The organism is Bradyrhizobium sp. URHC0002, assembly GCF_054059515.1.
Genome location: NZ_JBSSCF010000001.1, coordinates 8,155,091 through 8,173,389, shown reverse-complemented (window position 1 = coordinate 8,173,389; position 18,299 = coordinate 8,155,091). Strand labels below are relative to the sequence as shown.

20 protein-coding genes are annotated in these 18,299 nt (G+C 60.6%); 4 read left to right on the top strand and 16 right to left on the bottom strand.

Annotated features, from left to right (window positions below; all coding sequences use genetic code 11):
* Nucleotides 1-3: 3 nt before the first annotated feature.
* The 7 genes from ACVWVY_RS39390 to ACVWVY_RS39360 all read right to left on the bottom strand — a co-directional run bounded on the left by ACVWVY_RS39390 (nt 4) and on the right by ACVWVY_RS39360 (nt 5,966).
* Nucleotides 4-249: a hypothetical protein gene (locus ACVWVY_RS39390; RefSeq protein ID WP_456631431.1), complete on the bottom strand. Its 246-nt coding sequence runs from the start codon at nt 247-249 to the stop codon at nt 4-6.
* Nucleotides 246-1,127 carry a cytochrome-c oxidase, cbb3-type subunit III gene (gene ccoP / locus ACVWVY_RS39385; protein ID WP_456631430.1) on the bottom strand — a complete coding sequence of 294 codons (882 nt, stop codon included), beginning with the start codon at nt 1,125-1,127 and terminating at the stop codon, nt 246-248. Before ccoP ends, ACVWVY_RS39390 begins: the two co-directional genes overlap by 4 nt.
* Complete coding sequence (locus ACVWVY_RS39380; RefSeq protein WP_456631429.1) at nt 1,118-1,288, bottom strand: cbb3-type cytochrome oxidase subunit 3; 171 nt, start codon at nt 1,286-1,288, stop codon at nt 1,118-1,120. The genes ccoP and ACVWVY_RS39380 overlap by 10 nt, the downstream gene beginning before the upstream one ends.
* A 2-nt stretch (nt 1,289-1,290) precedes the next feature.
* Complete coding sequence (gene ccoO / locus ACVWVY_RS39375) at nt 1,291-2,022, bottom strand: cytochrome-c oxidase, cbb3-type subunit II (protein ID WP_456631428.1); 732 nt, start codon at nt 2,020-2,022, stop codon at nt 1,291-1,293.
* Between the two features lie 5 nt (nt 2,023-2,027).
* Nucleotides 2,028-3,686, bottom strand: a complete 1,659-nt coding sequence (gene ccoN / locus ACVWVY_RS39370) for a cytochrome-c oxidase, cbb3-type subunit I (RefSeq protein ID WP_456631427.1) — start codon at nt 3,684-3,686, stop codon at nt 2,028-2,030.
* 180 nt (nt 3,687-3,866) lie between these two features.
* Nucleotides 3,867-4,232, bottom strand: coding sequence for a c-type cytochrome (locus ACVWVY_RS39365; protein ID WP_456631426.1), 366 nt, complete (start codon nt 4,230-4,232; stop codon nt 3,867-3,869).
* Nucleotides 4,233-5,492: 1,260 nt separating this feature from the next.
* Nucleotides 5,493-5,966, bottom strand: a complete 474-nt coding sequence (locus ACVWVY_RS39360; protein WP_456631425.1) for a Rid family hydrolase — start codon at nt 5,964-5,966, stop codon at nt 5,493-5,495.
* A gap of 1,146 nt (nt 5,967-7,112) precedes the next feature.
* Between ACVWVY_RS39360 and ACVWVY_RS39355 the strand changes: the two genes are divergently transcribed.
* From ACVWVY_RS39355 to hemC, 4 genes are all read left to right on the top strand, one after another.
* The gene (locus ACVWVY_RS39355) at nt 7,113-7,631 is read left to right on the top strand and encodes an SDR family NAD(P)-dependent oxidoreductase (protein ID WP_456632434.1); all 519 of its coding nucleotides are present in this window, start codon (nt 7,113-7,115) and stop codon (nt 7,629-7,631) included.
* A gap of 129 nt (nt 7,632-7,760) precedes the next feature.
* The gene (locus tag ACVWVY_RS39350; RefSeq protein WP_456631424.1) at nt 7,761-7,982 is read left to right on the top strand and encodes a hypothetical protein; all 222 of its coding nucleotides are present in this window, start codon (nt 7,761-7,763) and stop codon (nt 7,980-7,982) included.
* A gap of 144 nt (nt 7,983-8,126) precedes the next feature.
* On the top strand, nt 8,127-9,590 hold the full coding sequence (locus ACVWVY_RS39345) for an MFS transporter (RefSeq protein WP_456631423.1): 1,464 nt from the start codon (nt 8,127-8,129) through the stop codon (nt 9,588-9,590).
* Between the two features lie 91 nt (nt 9,591-9,681).
* Nucleotides 9,682-10,659 (top strand): hydroxymethylbilane synthase, encoded by a 978-nt coding sequence (hemC, locus tag ACVWVY_RS39340; protein ID WP_456631422.1) that lies wholly within the window; start codon nt 9,682-9,684, stop codon nt 10,657-10,659.
* 141 nt (nt 10,660-10,800) lie between these two features.
* Here the strand turns inward: hemC and ACVWVY_RS39335 are convergent, their stop codons facing one another.
* From ACVWVY_RS39335 to ACVWVY_RS39295, 9 genes are all read right to left on the bottom strand, one after another.
* On the bottom strand, nt 10,801-11,334 hold the full coding sequence (locus ACVWVY_RS39335) for a cytochrome b (protein ID WP_456631421.1): 534 nt from the start codon (nt 11,332-11,334) through the stop codon (nt 10,801-10,803).
* Nucleotides 11,335-11,587: 253 nt separating this feature from the next.
* Nucleotides 11,588-12,403, bottom strand: a complete 816-nt coding sequence (locus ACVWVY_RS39330; protein WP_456631420.1) for a hypothetical protein — start codon at nt 12,401-12,403, stop codon at nt 11,588-11,590.
* Nucleotides 12,404-12,635: 232 nt separating this feature from the next.
* On the bottom strand, nt 12,636-12,944 hold the full coding sequence (locus ACVWVY_RS39325) for a hypothetical protein (RefSeq protein WP_456631419.1): 309 nt from the start codon (nt 12,942-12,944) through the stop codon (nt 12,636-12,638).
* Between the two features lie 328 nt (nt 12,945-13,272).
* Nucleotides 13,273-13,512, bottom strand: coding sequence for a hypothetical protein (locus tag ACVWVY_RS39320; RefSeq protein ID WP_456631418.1), 240 nt, complete (start codon nt 13,510-13,512; stop codon nt 13,273-13,275).
* A gap of 266 nt (nt 13,513-13,778) precedes the next feature.
* Nucleotides 13,779-14,396 carry a glutathione S-transferase family protein gene (locus ACVWVY_RS39315; RefSeq protein WP_456631417.1) on the bottom strand — a complete coding sequence of 206 codons (618 nt, stop codon included), beginning with the start codon at nt 14,394-14,396 and terminating at the stop codon, nt 13,779-13,781.
* 352 nt (nt 14,397-14,748) lie between these two features.
* Nucleotides 14,749-15,813 (bottom strand): SDR family oxidoreductase, encoded by a 1,065-nt coding sequence (locus ACVWVY_RS39310; protein ID WP_456631416.1) that lies wholly within the window; start codon nt 15,811-15,813, stop codon nt 14,749-14,751.
* 449 nt (nt 15,814-16,262) lie between these two features.
* Nucleotides 16,263-16,628: a transposase gene (locus tag ACVWVY_RS39305; RefSeq protein ID WP_456632433.1), complete on the bottom strand. Its 366-nt coding sequence runs from the start codon at nt 16,626-16,628 to the stop codon at nt 16,263-16,265.
* 365 nt (nt 16,629-16,993) lie between these two features.
* Entirely contained in the window at nt 16,994-17,815 is an 822-nt protein-coding gene (locus tag ACVWVY_RS39300) for a caspase family protein (protein ID WP_456631415.1), read from the bottom strand.
* A gap of 108 nt (nt 17,816-17,923) precedes the next feature.
* Nucleotides 17,924-18,283: a hypothetical protein gene (locus ACVWVY_RS39295; protein WP_456631414.1), complete on the bottom strand. Its 360-nt coding sequence runs from the start codon at nt 18,281-18,283 to the stop codon at nt 17,924-17,926.
* Nucleotides 18,284-18,299: the final 16 nt, after the last annotated feature.

Genomic DNA, 18,299 nt, shown 5'->3' with positions numbered 1-18,299 from the left:
CGATCACTCCACCCGTGCTTTGGTTGTCATGGACGGTTTCGATGAACACGACGAGGTCGCCGCGCTGAAGCTTGTCGTGCCGTTGCCTTCGCCATGCCGGAGATGACCGACGCAATCCGGCTGAGAGGAGACGGCCACGTAAAGCAGATGCGCATTGGCGGCGGCCAGCACGATGAGCCCGAGGCCGGCCGACAGCCAGACGATGGACTTGGTCTTCCATCCGCCATGCGATGCCGCCGCGCCGCTCATGGGGTGGGCATCCTCTGATCGAAAAGGTAGAGCGCGAGGATCTTGCGATCGAGCGGCGTTAGGCGACCTTCCCATGATGGCATGTGGCCCTGGCGCCCGTTCCACAGTGTGTTCGTGATCGTCTGCACATCGCCGCCATAGATCCAGAACTTATCGGTCAGGTTCGGTGCGCCCGTGTCGTTTTTGCCCTTAGCGTCCTCGCCATGACATGCGGCGCAATTGGCGGCGAAGATCTCCTTGCCGGCGTCCACATCGCCGGGCTTTGCCGTCTTCGCGGTCGATGGATCGGAGAGCGAGCGCACGAAGGCCACCACCTTGTCAACATCGGGAGGCTGGAGGATCTGATCATGGCCAAAGGCCGGCATCTGCGAGGTGCGGCTGTCGGGATGCGGCGAGTTGATGCCGACGCGGATGGTCTCGGCAATGGAGTCCGGGTCGCCGCCCCACAGCCATGAGGTGGTGGTCAGGTTCGGGAAGCCGTGGCCGCCCTGTGCGTTGAGTCCATGGCACATGGCGCAATTGTCGCCGAACAGGGTGCGGCCGGTCTGGCGCACGATGTTCATCAGCGCAGGATCGGCTTGAAGCTCCTGATAGCTTTTGGCCTTGATCTGGTTGGTCCATGCACTGCGGCCGAGGGCGGCTCGCTTCAGCGAGTCCTGCACGATGTTGCGCTGGTCGAGGCCGAGCAGTCCTTTGGTGTAGCTAACGCCGAGTGGCCACGCGGGCATCAACACCCAGTAGCCGACCGAAAAGACAAAAGCGATCAACAGGAAAAAGTACACCGCGCGCGGAACCGGCGTGTTCAATTCCTTGATACCGTTCCATTCGTGTCCGGTGGTGAGATAACCGGTGTATTTGTCGCGTTCTTCTACTGCCATGGCCCATCCTCATTGCGCAGGACCGACTTGGCGGCGTGATCGAACGCCTTCTTGTTCGACGGCCAGTAGGCATAGACAACAGTGATGATCGAGAGCGCAATCAGATAAATCAGTCCGAACGATTTCGAGAACCAAACCAGCGTACTGTGTTCGAGATCCATGATCACCTCGTAGCGTTCGCGACGGATTTGTGCGCCGCGTCGGTCAAGTGGCCAAGCACCTGGAGATACGCGACCAGTGCGTCCATCTCGGTGAGATCGCCGGGCCTGCCGTCGAACACGCGGACATTGGTAGCTTTGCCGTAGCGTTGGGGCACGCCATCGGCATACGGCGAATCCGGTGCGGCCTGGCCGTAGGCGTCCTTGCTCGCGTTGGCAATCATGTCGTCGGTGTAGGGCACGCCGACGGCGCGTTGGGCTTTCAAGTGCGCGTTGAGATCATCGGTGCGCAGCGTCGTGCGCAGCAGCCACGAGTACGCGGGCATGACGGAGACGGGAAGCACATCGCGCGGGTTGTTGAGGTGGGCGACGTGCCATTCGTCGGAATACTTGCCGCCAATGCGCGCGAGGTCCGGTCCCGTGCGCTTTGATCCCCAAAGCATCGGATGGTCGTATTTCGATTCAACCGCGAGCGAGTAAGGGCCGTAGCGTTCGACCTCATCGCGCAGCGTGCGGACCATCTGCGAGTGACAGGCGTAGCAGCCTTCGCGGATGTAGATGTTTCGGCCCGCCAGTTCGAGCGGCGTGTAGACACGCATGTCGGGCGCATCTTCCACCGTCTGGTGGATGGTGAAGAGCGGCGCGATTTCCACGAGGCCGCCGATGCTGGCCACAAGAAGGATGCCGAGGGTGAGGCCAATGGCTTTGCGTTCCAGCCGATAGTGCAATCCGAACATGCGGCTTACTCTGCCGGTTGAAGGACGGTCGTGCCGCCGAGGGCAGGTGATGGCACGTCGATCGCGGATTCATGCACCTCGCGGTTTCCGGTCCTGATCGTCATCCAGATGTTGTAGGCGCCAACGATCGCGCCGATCAGGAACAGCAGGCCGCCGATGGCGCGCGCGATGTAGTAGGGGCGCATTGCAATCAGCGAGTCGACGAAGGAATAGGCCAGCGTGCCGCTCTCATTGTAGGTCCGCCACATCAGCCCCTGGGTGATGCCGGAATTCCACATGGCGAAGACGTAAACGACGGCGCCGGCCAGGGCGAACCAGAAATGCGCTTCGACAAGCCGCGGCGAATACATGCGGTCGCGTTTCCAGAGCCACGGCACGATGGCATAAATCGATCCGAACGTGATCATCGCCACCCATCCGAGCGCGCCCGCGTGGACGTGGCCGACGGTCCAGTCGGTGTAGTGGGAGAGCGCATTGACCGGGCGGATGGCGAGGAATGAGCCCTCGAACGTGGTGATGCCGTAGAACACCGCGGCCACCATCATGAAGCGCAGCGTCGCATCGTCCCGCACCTTGTCCCACGCGCCGTTCAGCGTCAGCAGGGCGTTGGCGGCCGACGCCCAGGACGGGATCAACAGCATCAGCGAGAACGTCATGCCCAGCGTCTGCACCCATTGCGGCAACGCCGTGTAGTGCAGGTGATGCGAGCCCGCCCACATGTAGAAGAAGGTGATGCCCCAGAAGCTGATGATCGACATCCGGTAGGAATAGATCGGCCGTCCGGCGCGTACCGGCAGGAAGTAATACATCATGCCGAGGAAGCCGGCGGTGAGGAAGAAGGCGACGGCGTTGTGACCGTACCACCATTCGGTCATGGCATCCTGCACGCCGGAGAACAGCGAGTAGCTCTTGGCGCTGCCGAAGGAGACGGGGACGGCGAGGTTGTTGACGATGTGCAGCATCGCGATAACCAGGATGAAGGCCATATAGTACCAGTTGGCCACGTAGATGTGCGGCTCCTTGCGCCGTGCGAGCGTGCGCAGATAGATCCCGAAATAGACCACCCAGACGATGACCAGCCAGATGTCCGCGTACCATTCCGGCTCTGCGTATTCCTTGGACTGAGTGATGCCCATCATATAGCCGGTGACGGCGATGAGGCAGAACATATTGTAGCCGAGCAGCACGAACCACGGGCTGAGCTGATCGGGCAGGCGTGCGCGCGAGGTCCGCTGCAGCACGTAGTAGGATGTGGCGATCAGCGCGTTGCCGCCGAAGCCGAAAAGCACGCTGGTGGTGTGAACGGGACGCAGCCGTCCGAAGCTGGCCCAGCCGGCGTCAAAAGTGAAGTCGGGCTTCACCAGGAGCCACGCCACCCAGTCGCCAATGAAGAAGCCGAACACAGCCCAGATCATGGCGAGAACGATGCCGAATTTCGTCGGATCGTCGTAATAGCGGTTGAGGCGTTCGCCGCCGGGTTCAGGATCGTAGTAGACCGAAATGACTTTGAATATCCCGGCAAGCGCCGCGACTCCGACGAGCGCGCCGTGAATGCCGAGCGGATCGTCCTTGCCTGCTATGCCAACTATCAATCCGCACAGTGCGAGCCCGAGCAGGATCAACAGCGCGTACTGACGTTCAGCCTTGGTCAGTTGTCCGATCATTGTCTTGCTGCCCAGGTGTTGTCCGCACCTGTGGTGCAGGTTCTTCGGTAGTTTTCGATACGTTCTTGGCCGCGATCATTGGACCGCCCGCAAAAAGTCTCACTGGAACTATTGATTGCCGGCGTAGCGACGGAACGTCCGAATGGATGACGTCTTGCTGGCGCCTCGCTCAACGAGTCGCTACTTCAACGTAGCAAGATAAGTAACGAGGTCCGTCCGGTCCGTCGGGTTCTTCAGCCCTGTGTAGGTCATCTTATTTCCGGGAACCGCCTTCTGTGGCGATTCCAGATATGTATCGAGGGTCTTCGCATCCCAGACAATGCCAGACTGCTTCATCGCGCTACTGTAGCTGAAGCCGGGAGCCGTACCCGCCTTCCTGCCGATGATTCCTTCCAGGCCCGGCCCGACGCGATTAGCGTGATCCGGCGCATGGCATGCTGCGCAAGCTTTGAAGATGGTTTTTCCGTGCTCGGCGTCCTGTGCGTAGCTGGGATTCGCGGTTACGCCCGTAAGTACGAGCACCGCGATAACCACTCCGTCTTTCATCGGAACATCCTTTTTTAGACCGGGATCAGCGGTGGCGCGGCCGCGCAACCTAACTGTTGAGGTCGTCGTCGAGTCGAAGCGCGCATGCCCCTAAAGGCGTATCGGGTTGTGGCCTGCTTTGGCAGGATAGACGGATGCACCGACTACAAAGAGGTTCTCTACATTCCTCCCTCGAAGTCAGTGAAGGAGAGCGAAGGCGGAACTGCGGTCTCGACCGACAACCGGTACCGCTGTCGAATTTGTCGGTGGACGCGAATGGTGCCTTGCCCGACACCACATCGACGTAGAGTCCCGGTTCTGCCTCGAGGTTTTTGTTGGTTGTCTTCATCCTTCGACCTCCTTGCAAACAAGCAAAAAATAGGACGACGAAACTCGACGGTCCAATGACCTGTGGCTATAGAATCGATGCCATGGACATTGCGCGCAAATAGACGGCGCAGAACAAACATGTGCTTCTCACTGAACGGGCTTGGAGATCTCTGTAGAACAAAAAACGTCGGCTTCGACGTGCCATGCGGCTGGGGGCACTCCTCCCTACAGCATCATGTGGCGCGGCGAGCGGGCCGCTGACGGAGCTGTTGGCGAAAATCTCACGCGGAGGCATCGCATCGATCCCCATGCCGCCGGTTTTGATCCTGCAACGCCTCAATGGCGGCGGTAGGAGCTCCCGTCGTCTCGCCGGGCGCCTGCCGTCGGCGCTAAGAACCCGGCACCAGCTTCCACCCCCTGATCAATTGAAGCGAGGAGGGCTGCGATTGACGTGCGCCCGTTGCTGGGCCGCGATTGAAACCGCAGTGGGCTCGCCTTGTGCTTTGGCGTACTTGTCGCCTCCGGCGTCGGTCGCCGACCGAGGGTGGGCAATGGCCTAAGCGCGTCTTCCGCCGTAAGGGTAGTCGCCTTCCGGTTTTCAAAACAGGCCGATCAGCGCGCGTTTGGTCCGGGCTCGACCTCACCTCGGCCTCCGCAGTCGGCCTTGGCTCGGCCTTTGGCAGAGGTGGAGGGGCGGCGGAAACGTCGTTGCGGGACTGGGAGTCGGTTACCTGCCCTGCATGCTTGGCGATATCACACCAGGTCTTATGCTCGTTGGGGCGGCGGAGCCAGAGCTCAACGATGAGCTGTGGTTGCTGACCCATCCGGATATCCGCAAGTCAGGACGAATATACGCGTTCATGACACACTGCGTGGAGGCGATCAAAAAGCGACGCGATCCGATCGAGGGGCTTTGGGGAACCACTTCGGTTCCGGCCGATGTGGCGGAGATCACCGCGGCTTCGTTTCTGCTCCAGAGAGCATAGCCTTGAAGGTGATTTCGATGAGCTGTTCAGGAAAAGCCAGTCTCGTCACACCGATGAGGTTGCTGGCGCACTGAGGTCGTGCCGTGCCGTAGGCCTGCTTGCGCACGTTGCCCGCGGCAGCGAATGCGGCGTCGACATTGAGGACATAGAGCGTCTCCTCGACGACGTTGTCCAGCGTTGCCCCGAAGCGCGCCAAAAGCTTGACGGCATTGGCGTAGGTCGCGCGCATCTGCTGTTCCATCATCGAGAACTCGGCCGGTTTGCCGGATTGGTCAAGAGAAGCAGGCGCGATCAGGTTTCCCATGTCGTCGTGGCTGAGCTGGCCGGAGACATGGATCGTGTCACCAACCTTGATCGCCTGTGCGTATCCGTAGGCATCTTCCCACGGCACACCGAAATAGGCGGCCTCTTTTCCATTCACTGCGGCTGCGTTCGGCATCTCTTCTCCTTCTCCTACAACGTCGGCGAGTCACTGAGCGAGAGTTCGCCGGCGATACGATGCGATGAGTCTCGCTATGCGACGTCGTCGATTGCTTCCTTCGGTTGAACTCCAAGGCTTCGCCGCCCGTGCTCCTTAGATTGCCTCGAAAATCGGGGCCGTTGTGGAAATAAGGATGACCTCTCGACCATCGCATGTGACTTGCCGGTGCAGACGGCAATGGCGAAGTATTGATCAGAAAGCCGCACAAGCGGTCCTTCAGTAACGGTCGACTTTGGCGCGTTAGGCGAAGCTACGCCAGCGACATTCCGCTGAGAAATATCTGACTGTTATGGTTTCCATTCCCACGCGTTCACGGCGGCGATGAGGTGTCGACGGCGTACGTAGAGACGGCTATTCCTCTGGTCTCCAGCCAGCGAAGCGCGAACTGCCTTTCCGCAACGCACCCAGAAAATCAGGCAGGACACGTTAAGCGCGCCGCGGTCGGGCGATACCAGCGACACATCATCGACGCCATGCCGGCTTATCGGTTTGGGAGTGGACAGCCGCGCGTTACGAGGTGAGACCTGCGACAACGGTACCATTGGTTGCAGCGCGGGACGAAATTTAGCAGTACCTCAGACGCATAGTTTCCATAGCGGCGGGTAATATTGCTGCGACGGTCCTCACTACCATTCGTACATCGAGTCGAGTTGCGCAGGCCGCGACGGGATTGGCCGCCGATACAGCGACAGAACGCAGCTTGGGAATTTTGCGGAACAAGGACGTCGGTTTCGAGGTACGATGCGGATGGTGGCATTCCTCGCAACGGCATCACCACGCACGGCGAGCGGCCATAACGATCGTCTATCGACTCTATGGCGAGAGGTGATTTCCCTTGCCTGCGTTGCAAAGCCATTCTCCAAAGCATCGTCGTACTGAAACTTTCGGTGCCGCGACCGATACGCGATGTCGGATTGAGAAGCCGGGAGGCTCGATATGCGAGGCAACGACGTAATTGAAGTCGTCACGCCGCTCGGAGTGGGATCGGCGAAGTTACCTTATTCCCGGATGTGACTGCCGTTCTTGCGGGCACTGCGGGTGTATTGGAGGAGCCGGGCCGTCGTCCGGCATCTATCATCGGTTGAGAGCCACATCGCCCTGTTCATGAGGAGGGTTGAGATCCCAGTGGTTGGCGAAGGGAGCGAAAGTGGCGATCAGCGGACGCCGCCGGGAAGTCGTCGCCAAGCCGTTCGACCGATCCAAACCGGGAGCGCCGAGATCCACGGCATAGCGTCTGATGTCGCGACCGCCGAAGGCTGCGCCGTGACGCTCGTGCAGACTCATGCCGCTCTCGGCGGCTTTGATGTCCTTGTGAACAACGCCGGCGCGGTGCGGGTCGGTCGTCGGGAGAAAACGGACGAAGCCGAACTGCAGGCCATGATCGACGTAACCGCAGCGATCCTGCTGACGCGGGCAGCGCCACCAGTGCTCCGCAACAGCGGCGACGCCATGATAGTGAATGTTTCCTCCTGTATAGCGCCGGTCGGCGCGCTGTTCTACGAGACCTATGCCACGGTGAAGGCTGGGCTTGCCTATTTCGGTGAAGCGCCGCGGCGCGAGTTGAAGAGGGAGGGCATCCATGTCCTGGCCGTCTCTATCCCGGCGGGACGGACACTCCGATGATGAAGTCAAACCGCGCCGGGCTCGAACCTGGCTTTACGCGCGAACCGACCTCCGCCGTTGTCGACGCCATCGCGGAAGGCATCGAAACCGGGTCGTTCGAGGTGATCCGTAGTTTCTGCAACGCCCAGCTTGCCGCTTTTTGCGCGAGCGGCGGACAAATTCGGCGGGGAAGACATCAAGATTGTCTCGGTATCGGTGGACGATCGGGAAAAGTCGGAGGCGCTCGTCGAACAGCGCAAGCGCGGTTTCCCGGTCGCCTACGGCGCCGATGCACGAGCGGTTTCCGCGCTCACCGGCGCTTTCGTCAATGACGCGCCCGTCTATCTCCAGGCAACCGGCTTTGTCCCTTAATCCCGAAGGACCGATCGTAACGGTGGTCTATTCGATCGGCGCGATTGGCCGTCTGATGCCCGACAATGTGCTGGGTCTGGTCCGCACGTGATATCTTCGGCAAAGAACCGAGGAACAGCGGCAGATTGGCGAGGAGGTCGATGAATGGCGCAGCCGTTTGTAGATCCGTGCAGCCGCGGCGTTATCGATGCAGAACCCTGCCCGCGAGAGCTCGGACGGGAAGCGCCACCTCGACGCCGACGCATGGTGCTCGCCGCCTGCGTGCTTGCGTCGTCGATGGCGTTCATCGATGGGACGGCGCTGCTCGTTGCGTTACCGAGATTGCGCGCTGATTTCGCTACGGACCTCGCCTCCGTTCAATGGGTTCTCAACGGGTATATGCTGGCGCTCGCCTCGCTGACATTGATCGGCGGCGCGCTCGCGGATGTTTATGGCAAGGCGCGCATGCTCGCGCTCGGCTGCGTCCTGTTCGGTCTGGCGTCTGCGGCTTGCGCGCTGGCTCCTTCGCCCGCCTGGCTGATCGCTGCCCGCGTCGTGCAGGGAGCGGCCGCAGCGATCGTCACCCCCGCCAGCCTCGCCCTGATCGGGGCCACCTATCCGCGCGCGGAGCGGAACTGGGCGATCGGCGTATGGGCGGCGGCATCGGCTCTGACCACCGCTGGCGGTCCCGTCTTGGGCGGCTGGCTGACCGAGACTTTCGGCTGGCCGTCCGTGTTCTGGATCAACCCGCCGCTCGCGCTCGTTGCAGTGGGATTTCTGCTGGTCTTCGCGCCCAAAGATGTCCGCATCCAGCGCAGGTTCGACGTGATTGGCGCCGCGATCCTCGCTTCGACGATTGGGGCGCTCGCCTGGGCGCTCAGCCAGATCGGCCCTAGTCAAGCTGGGGCCGCTGCGGACGCTCCCGCCCAGATGGGCACGGTGCTCACGATCGTCGCTGGGCTTGGCATCGTCGGGCTCGCCGTCTACGTGTTCTGGGAGGGCAGAAGCGAACACCCGATGACGCCGCCTCGCCTCGTGGAGAACCGCGCCTTCCTTGGGCTGAACGTCGCGACCCTGATGGTCTATGCGGGGGTTTCGATCATGTTCTTTCTACTACCCTTTGACCTCGTCGATCGCCGCGCCCTGTCGTCGACCGATGCCGGAATGGCATTCCTGCCCTTTACGCTCGGCGTCGGACTCCTATCGGGCGTGTTCGGCGGGTTGGCGGACAAGATTGGCGCGCGGGCCATGCTCATCGCGGGACCGGCAGGTGCGGCACTCGCCTATGTCTGGATGGCGCTCGGTCAGGAAGAATCCTTGATGCTCGGCGTGATCGTACCCATGATGTTGCTTGGCCTGTCCTTCGCCGTGCTCGTGGCACCGCTCACCGCGTCCGTCATGTCGAGCGTTGACCAGACGGACGAAGGGCTCGCCTCCGGCATCAACAATGCGGCGAGCCGGATTGCGCAGCTTGCCGGGGTCGCACTGGCCGCCGGTGTCGCGTCTTTCGAGTCCGGCTACGAGGTCGGTCTCGCCGTAGCAGCTGCGATCTCGATCGGCGGCGCCTTTACAGCTGCAATAACCCCGACGCTGGCCACGGCGAAAGCGGGCGGCCCGGGAGGGGTTTAGAAAGCATGGAATTCAACCAGACTCGATATTTCCTAAACCTGGCAGATACCCCTAACTTCACCGAAGTGGCGCGGCATTGAACGGGATAAGTATGGCATCGGATCGATTGTGGATCGGCACGCGCAAAAGCGCAATGGCGATCGCCCAGACTGAGGAGATCGCACGACGCCTCAAAGCCGTCGGCGCTGAGGTCGAAATCGTCAAGTTCGAGACCACGGGCGATATCGACCAGGTTGGCAAGCTCTTGCCGCATGGCGGCAAAGGTGGGGCCTTCGTGGCGCAGATTCGCGAGGCGGTGCTTAACGGAAGGCTCCACGCCGCGATGCATTCGCTTAAGGACGTGCCGGGCAATGAGGACACGCCCGGGCTTGTGATCGGCGCGACGCTCTCGCGCGATCCGCCCGGCGACGTCCTGGTGCTACGGCCGGGCACCTCGGTCGACGAGCTCAAACGCACGCGTGGCAAGGGATTCGAGATCGGCACCAACTCCGTCCGCCGCGCGGCCTATGTGCGGCGGCTGTTTCCGGAGATCGAGGTCATCCATTTCCGCGGCGCCGCCGACAGCCGCGTGCGCAAGCTTGACCAGGGCGCAAAGCAGAAGCTGCCAGATGGCGGTGCGGTGGGGCCTGCGGATGCGTTGATCATGGCGCGCTCAGGCCTCGAGCGCGTCAGGCTTACGAGCCGGATCGCGTACGATTTTTCGATTGCCGAGATGCTGCCGGCAGTGGGGCAGGGGATCGTTGCAGTCGAATGCGCCGCGCGCGATTTCGAGACGCGCCGTATCCTGTCAGCGATCGACGACGCGACGACCCACGCGTGCGCCGACGCCGAGCGCGAGGTGCTGTGGGTGCTCAACGGCCATTGTAACTCGCCGATCGCGGGATTTGCGAAAGTCATGGGCATGGAGATGCGGCTCGCCGCATCCGTGCTCGATCATGCGGGCGGTCGGATCATCGAGGCTTCGCGTGTTGGCCGAGCAAGCCGCCCGCGCGAACTCGGCCGCGCAGTGGGAATGGAGCTGCTCGCCAGAGGCGCCGCCGAGATCATCGAGCGCGGCCGGCCGGTGTGATAGAGCGTCATTGCGGGGAACGAAGCGACGAAGCAATCCAGAGTCACAGGGCAGCGCGACATCAGACCGAGTGATTCTGCCGGGGCCACCTCGGCGGAACCAGAGGGAAAACGCCTCGCCGCAGTAGCTCGGACTAATCATTCATCCGCCCGGAGCCATTGACTGTAAGACTTCGTCGCGCAGATAGAAGTGGTGGAAGAGAGCCGCGGCTGCATGCACGCCGGCAACCCAGAGGATGGCGTTGCCGAGGGTGGTGTGTATTTCCATGATCAGCTGCCCCAGTCCATGCGCCTTCGCGATCGGGGGGGCGATGTCGAATCCGGGAAGGGTGACCGGAATCCCCACGAGCCAGGTACCGAGCACCGCCGTTGCTGGAATCGCGATGAGGAGCGAATAAAGCGCGAACTGCACGAGCTTCGCGGCCGCAGCCATCCATCGCGGCATCGGCCGCTTCGCGGGCGTGCTGTCGATCAGCCGCCATAGCAGCCGCAGCACGACGACAATGAAGACGAGCACCCCGAGCATCTCGTGAATCCTGCGGAGCCCGTCCGCGCCGGCGGAATAGAGCGAAGCGGGATCGCCCTTGCTCAGCACATAGGCGACTAAAACCAGCATGACGGTCAGCCAATGGAAGGCCTGGGCCCCGGCGCCGTAGCGAGAGGAAGTGCTGCGCAAACCGACTACTCCGATCTTGAGCCCGCCGCAGCAGTTGACGAACGGTGGCGGCGCGTCCCGAGAGATTTGAGTGCTTGGTAAGCTGGCCGGTTCCCCCGGGCGCTCAACTTTACCTTATGACGAACCCATTGCCCCAGGCGTCCTCAATCGGTGTCTGAGCGTCCGGCACTCTTGAACCCGGACTGCAAGAGGGAGATCATCATCGCAGCTGCGGCGGAGATTGGGGCATTCGCCAAAAAGATCAAATAGTGGTTCATGTCCTTTTCAAGCTCGTCCTCGATCGCGTCGCACTCTTGCTCTTCCGGAATGACGGGCGTTGCCGGCTTGGGCGGCGCCAGGAGGCGCCCGGCCCAGCACCGGGCTTAGGGCCAGGAGCGGCAGGCGCACCCATCGCCGGGGCTGGCCGGCAATCGGCGGTCGCAGAGGGCGCATCCCGGCGGCAGCGGGAGGATGCGGGGGACTGCCGCCGGGAGCGCCGACGCCGGGCGGGGGTGGGGATTCCCGGCGTAGCTTGTGCCGGCGCTTGCGGCGCCGGCGGAGTGGAGAACGGGTTCGTGCCATCGAGCGCGGGACGGTCATTGTGGCCCATCATGTCGGCGCTCTTCGGCTTCTGCGGCCGATCATCGCGAACCTTCACCGGACCGGCCGCCGGCAGCATCTCGCCCATGGCATTCGCCCGGAACAGCGAGCACGCTTCTAACAACAGCGGATGGCGGACCGCCGACATGCCTTCCAGCGGCGCCGAGGATGAAACCGATGTTGCGGTGGCAGTCTCGATCACCAGCCCGAGCGCCTTGAAGCCTTCGGACAGCATCTCCAAATGCTCGCGGCGGGACTCGCCATCGCGCCTGATACCTTCGAGCAATTCGTTCGCAATGGTGTTCAGCTCGCCATCATCCATCTTCGAAGCCAAGTCCGCATAGAACTTGTCATCGACGACGGACCGCCAGCGGCCCGAGCTGAAAGATCGATCGAGCCGTCCGGGTTTTCCGTGACGGCGGCGCCATCTTGCACGGTGGTAGTCGGGATGAGCGAACAGCTCATGCTTATTGTTCTTCAGGATGGGCATTGGATTGCATGTTCAGTCGTGTAGAGGGCTGAGACTCAGCTTTGTGACTAGGGCGCGTGCTAAAGGCGTAGATGTTAGCTTCTAACGGCCAAGCGGACAGATCGCGATCAATCTGAACTTTACCGCTCGTGACCCAAGAGCGACGTGCGCATGACCGAGGAACGCTAAAATCTCTCAAATACATGCTGGCTAGCGGCGGTTCGAGGGAGCCGGACGCTGCCAAGCTTTGGTGTCACCACCGGTCGTAGCCACCCCAGCCGTAAGAGAAGTCGGGATAGTAATAGGTCGGATGGCGCCAATATGAATTATAGGTCGGATAGCCCCAGTACGAAGCGTAGGGATAATCATTCGGCGTGCGTTGCACGTCGCGTGTCCCCCGATCCCGCCGCACCCGATAGCGCACGTCCGTCGTCGCGGCTGGTACCGCCGCCTTGATCGACGTGCCATTGATCGGGGCAGCAGACGATTTGGCCGTGGTGGCAACTGCGATAGGAACAGCAATTGCGAGCGCAATCGTGAGGCTGCAGACTTGAATCTTCATGGTAGCTCCTGTTCGTGTAAAAGGTGACCATCCACCACCCGATGAGAATGACCTTGCAACGTCGGCGAGGGAAATCACCTCTTGCCATAGAGTCGATAGAAGATCGTTATTGCCGCCGCGCCGCGCGATGCCGTAGCGAGGAATGCCATCAGCCGTACCTGCAGAAAACTCTAAACCCGTTGCCGCCCCTTGGACCAATCGAGGTTGCGCGTCACCCGAAGCGATTGTGAACCATGCACTGCGTAGACACGACGACGCTTGGCCGTTGCCATCGCGAACCTTCATAATCGACAGCCGGAAATCCATATGCTTGTTGTTCCGCCCCGCATCAATTCGTCCGGCCCCAGAAGAAGATCGGCCAAGGGCCAATCTTGTGTCCCACGGTATAACGATCTCTCTTTTCGATGTTCAGAATTTCCGAGGTGGTCGGCGTCTCAAGGCCGGCGAAGCCCGCAACCTTGTTCCGCGCAATCAGTAAAAGGTTCATCCAGACCGACCGGTGGGCAAATATCGCAAAGAAAATTTCAATGACGCCCGCTTCGGGCGGCGCAGCGGTGAGCGGTACCAAAATCCGCGCGTTCGATCAGAGTCTTGCCTCGGGCGCTCCCGGAAGGCACTCGTCGCACGCGGCGACAGTCATCCTGGTCTCGGAGTAAATGACGTTGCACCGCGGACGCTTTGCAGGCGGACTAATGCTCCCGCCTGCGCGGAAGAGATGAAAGGAATAAACGCAGTAACCACGGCAAACATCGAACGCATCGCGTACCTTCCTTCCCCTGCCGAGCGGCGTTGGGCGGACGAGCGGATGAGGCACCCGCAATGGCCGCGACAATTCTATTCTCGTAATTTGCGAGCTGCCTGCGCCGCCGGTCTATTGAGGCTCGCAGCCAGCCAAGCATCAAGTCTTGGGTAGGATGTGAGGTCCAACGTTAGACGGGCGAGAACGCACAGCACGCACGCAACCATAAAATCGGCCATGTCCCATTTGCCACCGCCGAAAAACTGAGTTTTGACGAGCTGGTCCTCAAGTATCGCGAGTTTTGCGCGCAGGGTTTCTTCTGCCTGAACGGCCAAGGTCTCGTTCCGCTGCTCCGGCGGAAAGAAGATCCGATTTCTGAACAGCGTTATCAGCGCCGGTTCGACCTCGGTGGTCGCAAAGAATGTCCACTGAAGCGTCCGTCCGCGGTCTTGCGGCTTCGACGGATATAGGGAGTTCTTGTAGGTCTCGGCGAGATAGAGGTCAATCGCCGCGGTCTCCCACATGACAAAGCCGCCGTCATCAATAGCGGGCACAAGTCCGTTCGGGTTCAGCGCGAGATACCAGGGTTCTTCGCATTGCGCATTTGGCACGTTGAACGTTACAGGAATGAGTTCGTAGGGAATGCCGATCTCGTTTGCGAGCCAGATGACGCAAAACGCGCGGGAGTGAGGCGCTCCATAAATCTTGAGCATGCGATTGACCCTCCGGGATAGGACTGATCCGCAAACTGAAGGATACCTTGCGCCATCCGGGGCGACAACCGCCATGCAGCCGCGCAACATCACAGGCGGCGTGTATCGGATCTACCAGCCTGATGGGTCTGCGAAGCATTTCCCGACCTTTGCCCGTATCGACGTAATCCACCGCTGGTCCACCTTTGCCGCGCGGCATGAGTCTGGAAGTGGCCCAAAGCGGCCCTGCGGAGCGCACTGAGCGATGTCCATTGCTAGGGGACAACCGGAAGTAGCCCGGTGCCGCACGAATTCCCTCTTGACCTAAGCTGAAGTTACGCTCGGTCCGAACGGATCGCGCGAGCCGCCTCGCTTAAGGTATGATTCGCATCTCACGCAGCGTAGTGAACAGCTCGAAGAAGCTTTCATCTGTCGCCTGATAATCAAGGAAACCCAGTCGACGACTCTTGCTCATGTCCGTGACGACCTCGACCGGCCGCCCGAGGTCCGCATCGGTGTGCCACACAGACGCCACCCGGTTGAGATCCGGTTCTGCCAAATGATGCTCTTGGGCGATATCGGACCAGATCGGGCCGGCGTCACCCATCTGTCGCTCAAGCGGAACGCCTTCGCCCGGAAACGCTGAAGGCTGCAGTCCGAACCAATCTGCCAAACGCCCCCACATCCATTTCCACCGAAACACGTCCCCGTTGACAACATTGAAAGCCTGATTGCGGGCCGCGTCTGTAGTGGCCGCCCATTCCAGATGTCTTGCCAGCAGTCTGGCGTCCGTCATATCGGTTAGCGCGTTCCACTGAGTTGCAGAGCCTGGAAAGAGAAACGGCCGTCTGGTCTCGCGGCAGATTGTGGCATACGCTGCAAGCGTCGTACCCATGTTCATAGTATTGCCAACGGCATAGCCTATGATTGTATGTGGCCGGTGGATGCTCCAGGTAAAGCCGTCACGTTTCGCCGCAGCGAACACTTCGTCTTCCTGCGCGTAGTAGAAATTATCGATATCGAGCCGAGGTTGGTCCTCCCGAAATGGTGTCACGATCGAGCTGCCTTGGCCATAGGCTTCGAACGGTCCGAGATAGTGCTTGAGGCCAGTCACAAGTGCGACGTGCTTGACCGAGCCGGCAGACGACAATGCATCCAGCAAGTTGCGCACCATGGCAGAGTTGACAAGGATATTCTCTGCCTCGGTCTTCTGTCTCAGCCATGTGCTGATGAAAACATGCGTAGGACGCAAATCGCGCAGGGCCGAACGGAGGGGCGCCGGATCCAACAGATCAGCGGTGATCGGCAACAAGCCGGGAATATCAATTGGCCGCCTGCGTGCCAGCCCGTACACCTGCCACCCCCGCTCACGGAGATGTCGGCCAAGATTGTTGCCGACGATGCCGGTCGCTCCTACTGCAAGCGCGGAACTTTCCATCTTCCTACCTCTTGCATTTCATCCGAGATAGGCGCGCGATTTCGCGCGAGCAATCCGAATCCCTATTTCGTGATGCTGCGAGATAGGTCGGTTTTGGCCTAACTCGGACCTCTGGGGAGGTCTGCTATTGCGCCGCTATCAGGGGCACAGCGGACCTACTATGCACCAGATCTGCATCGGTCCGGGCTGCCGTGATGTCCGGGTTCAGCGAGGCGTCCAGCTCATCATGGTCCTTTGTCGTCGATGACCGTTTCGCTTTGAGACAATAGCGTGTCGCCACGCTTGTCGAGATCATTGACGCTTTGCGAGATCGCCGCGGCGCGAGCGTCTTGTTTCTTTTTGCTGGCCTAAATCTTGGCAGACAAATCGGCAAGGCTTGTCATTGTGCCTCCTGGCGTCGTCGTCGCCTGTGCCCCAGGAACGCTGGCGAGCGTCACCGGAGGCGTTTGTCATTCTGCGTCCAAAATTTGAACGCCGATTGACACGCCGGCACGAACTGTACTTCTTCCGCTTCGAAATGATCGTTTTCGCAACTGACGTCTCGAGCCAAACAACTGCCGCGGCGACAATCCATGCCGTCGGGCTACTGAACAAACCGAGCCGCCCCTCGCCACGATCTCCGCAACGACCGCGCCTTGTCCTCGTCGCTCCACTTCCGCCGACGACCGGCTCCGGTGAACACCTCGAGCCGCCGTAGTGTGGACACTGGTGGTAAGTTTCCAGCCAGCACCAGCGCAAGCCACGCTTCCTCGCCGCGTAGCGTTCCTTCGCACAGCCGATCCACAACCGCTTTGATGGCCAGCACCCCTGTTCATGTCCACGCCAAGTGGCTTCGTGAGAACGATCTGTGACAAGGTGTGGCTTCGATCTCGACGATGAGTTCTCCCCGATCTGGCAGCACCCTCATCGGCACGCCCAGAGCGCGTCCGAGGCGCCCAGCGGGGACCACCGTCGGTTCCGTGGTCTGCCCGTCCAGCAAACAGGAGCATGGCAGTCGCGCGCGACAATGCTCAGCGCCGCCTCGCGCGTTGGTTGCTCCAAACAAGGCGGAGATGATTGAGGGGCGCCCGCCATGGGAAGTCAGCCTTGACTCTTTGATCTTTGGAGGTCAGCCGTAATCTGTTTGATCACCCGCGGCGACCGCTAGGTGCAGAGCCAACGGAGGACACCGGAGCGCCGCTCAGTGCCGGCCGAAGGCTACACTCTCGCTTAGCGTAGATGACACAGCTGGAATCTGTTGGCCCTGAGTAGCAACCGCCACCGCTTTTCGGGTGTTGTTGAAGACCTCTTCGATCGTCTTCGAAGAATTCATCTGCGTAAGAAGAACGGTCATCAGCTGACTATGTAGTTCATCCGATTCTTCAACGACCTGGCCAGGCGCTGCTGAGCTCAAGATGAGCGTGTTCTCACTCGTTTGAATGGGTGCAAGTCCGTGTGAGTAGCTCCTGAAACGTCGTTCATAGGGGTTGCGGCGCGAGGCTTCGATGACTACGAGCCGGACACGTGCTCCAGAAGTCTTGAGTTTCGAAAGGAGGAGGTCAATGCTTACACCTTGTCGACGAACATCCTCTTCATACCAGATCTTCGCATCGACTGGGATTAAGTAATTTTGACCGTCAGACTGAACGCCGTAACCTCCAAAATATATTAGCACAATCGAGTTCAAATGTACTCTTGCCGTTAAATCATCGATTGCGCGGGCCATGTCGCCGCGCGTCGCATTGTCAACGGCGACCACCAGGAAGCCATTCTTGCGAAGAGCATGTGTCAAACCTTCCGCATCGCGTGTCATTTGGGGAAGAGGAGAGTCGGCATCGGGATAGTTTGAATTGCCAATCACCAGCGCTAGCCGATTAGTATCGAGGGGTGCGGATTCACCCAACCAGCTGGGCGCGCTCCTGGGTTGGCCGTGAGCCGTCTCCAGCCGCACTGTCTTGCCGAGACCGATCGATAGCCAGCCGAGCAGGACTGCAGCGCCGACTAGTATTCTGGGAACCGTCATCTCGTTAAGAGCTCCAGTTACCGAGGAACCGGTCCTCTCCGTAAGATGACTTGGCGCTGCCAGCGTCGCGCCACAGTCGCACCCGATCGCGTGTCGCCGTCGCGTCCTTCAATTGCGTCGCGCCGTCCAGTAGCCTGAGCATTGTGCAGTTCCTGAGTGGCCGTTCCAGGTCCCCTTGCCGGACGTTGCGAACAATTTGCCCGCACCCGAGGCATATTTATCCTGGACCGTCACCGAAGCGCGAACCGCGCCGGATTTTGCGACGTAACCTCGAAATTTCACGAGATTGGGATGCGTGACAATTCCGTTGCTCACGTCGACAGTAAACCCGTAACTGGAATCGCAGGCTCCTCTTTGCGTTACGAAGACGAGGTCCCAGGAGCCGTCGTACGCTGAGCGTCCGTATGCTGCCGGTGCAAAGGCAATGAAGTAACTTGTTGCCGCGATTAAAAGCGAACGCTTTATCACGATAGTTCTCCTAACT

What these genes read in the sequence shown, in the direction of transcription:
- ACVWVY_RS39390 (WP_456631431.1), bottom strand. Translation starts at nt 249, where the DNA reads ATGAGCGGCGCGGCGGCATCGCATGGCGGATGGAAGACCAAGTCCATC.
- ccoP (WP_456631430.1), bottom strand. Translation starts at nt 1,127, where the DNA reads ATGGCAGTAGAAGAACGCGACAAATACACCGGTTATCTCACCACCGGA.
- ACVWVY_RS39380 (WP_456631429.1), bottom strand. Translation starts at nt 1,288, where the DNA reads ATGGATCTCGAACACAGTACGCTGGTTTGGTTCTCGAAATCGTTCGGA.
- ccoO (WP_456631428.1), bottom strand. Translation starts at nt 2,022, where the DNA reads ATGTTCGGATTGCACTATCGGCTGGAACGCAAAGCCATTGGCCTCACC.
- ccoN (WP_456631427.1), bottom strand. Translation starts at nt 3,686, where the DNA reads ATGATCGGACAACTGACCAAGGCTGAACGTCAGTACGCGCTGTTGATC.
- ACVWVY_RS39365 (WP_456631426.1), bottom strand. Translation starts at nt 4,232, where the DNA reads ATGAAAGACGGAGTGGTTATCGCGGTGCTCGTACTTACGGGCGTAACC.
- ACVWVY_RS39360 (WP_456631425.1), bottom strand. Translation starts at nt 5,966, where the DNA reads ATGCCGAACGCAGCCGCAGTGAATGGAAAAGAGGCCGCCTATTTCGGT.
- ACVWVY_RS39355 (WP_456632434.1), top strand. Translation starts at nt 7,113, where the DNA reads ATGAGGAGGGTTGAGATCCCAGTGGTTGGCGAAGGGAGCGAAAGTGGC.
- ACVWVY_RS39345 (WP_456631423.1), top strand. Translation starts at nt 8,127, where the DNA reads ATGGCGCAGCCGTTTGTAGATCCGTGCAGCCGCGGCGTTATCGATGCA.
- hemC (WP_456631422.1), top strand. Translation starts at nt 9,682, where the DNA reads ATGGCATCGGATCGATTGTGGATCGGCACGCGCAAAAGCGCAATGGCG.
- ACVWVY_RS39330 (WP_456631420.1), bottom strand. Translation starts at nt 12,403, where the DNA reads ATGCCCATCCTGAAGAACAATAAGCATGAGCTGTTCGCTCATCCCGAC.
- ACVWVY_RS39325 (WP_456631419.1), bottom strand. Translation starts at nt 12,944, where the DNA reads ATGAAGATTCAAGTCTGCAGCCTCACGATTGCGCTCGCAATTGCTGTT.
- ACVWVY_RS39315 (WP_456631417.1), bottom strand. Translation starts at nt 14,396, where the DNA reads ATGCTCAAGATTTATGGAGCGCCTCACTCCCGCGCGTTTTGCGTCATC.
- ACVWVY_RS39310 (WP_456631416.1), bottom strand. Translation starts at nt 15,813, where the DNA reads ATGGAAAGTTCCGCGCTTGCAGTAGGAGCGACCGGCATCGTCGGCAAC.
- ACVWVY_RS39305 (WP_456632433.1), bottom strand. Translation starts at nt 16,628, where the DNA reads ATGAACAGGGGTGCTGGCCATCAAAGCGGTTGTGGATCGGCTGTGCGA.
- ACVWVY_RS39300 (WP_456631415.1), bottom strand. Translation starts at nt 17,815, where the DNA reads ATGACGGTTCCCAGAATACTAGTCGGCGCTGCAGTCCTGCTCGGCTGG.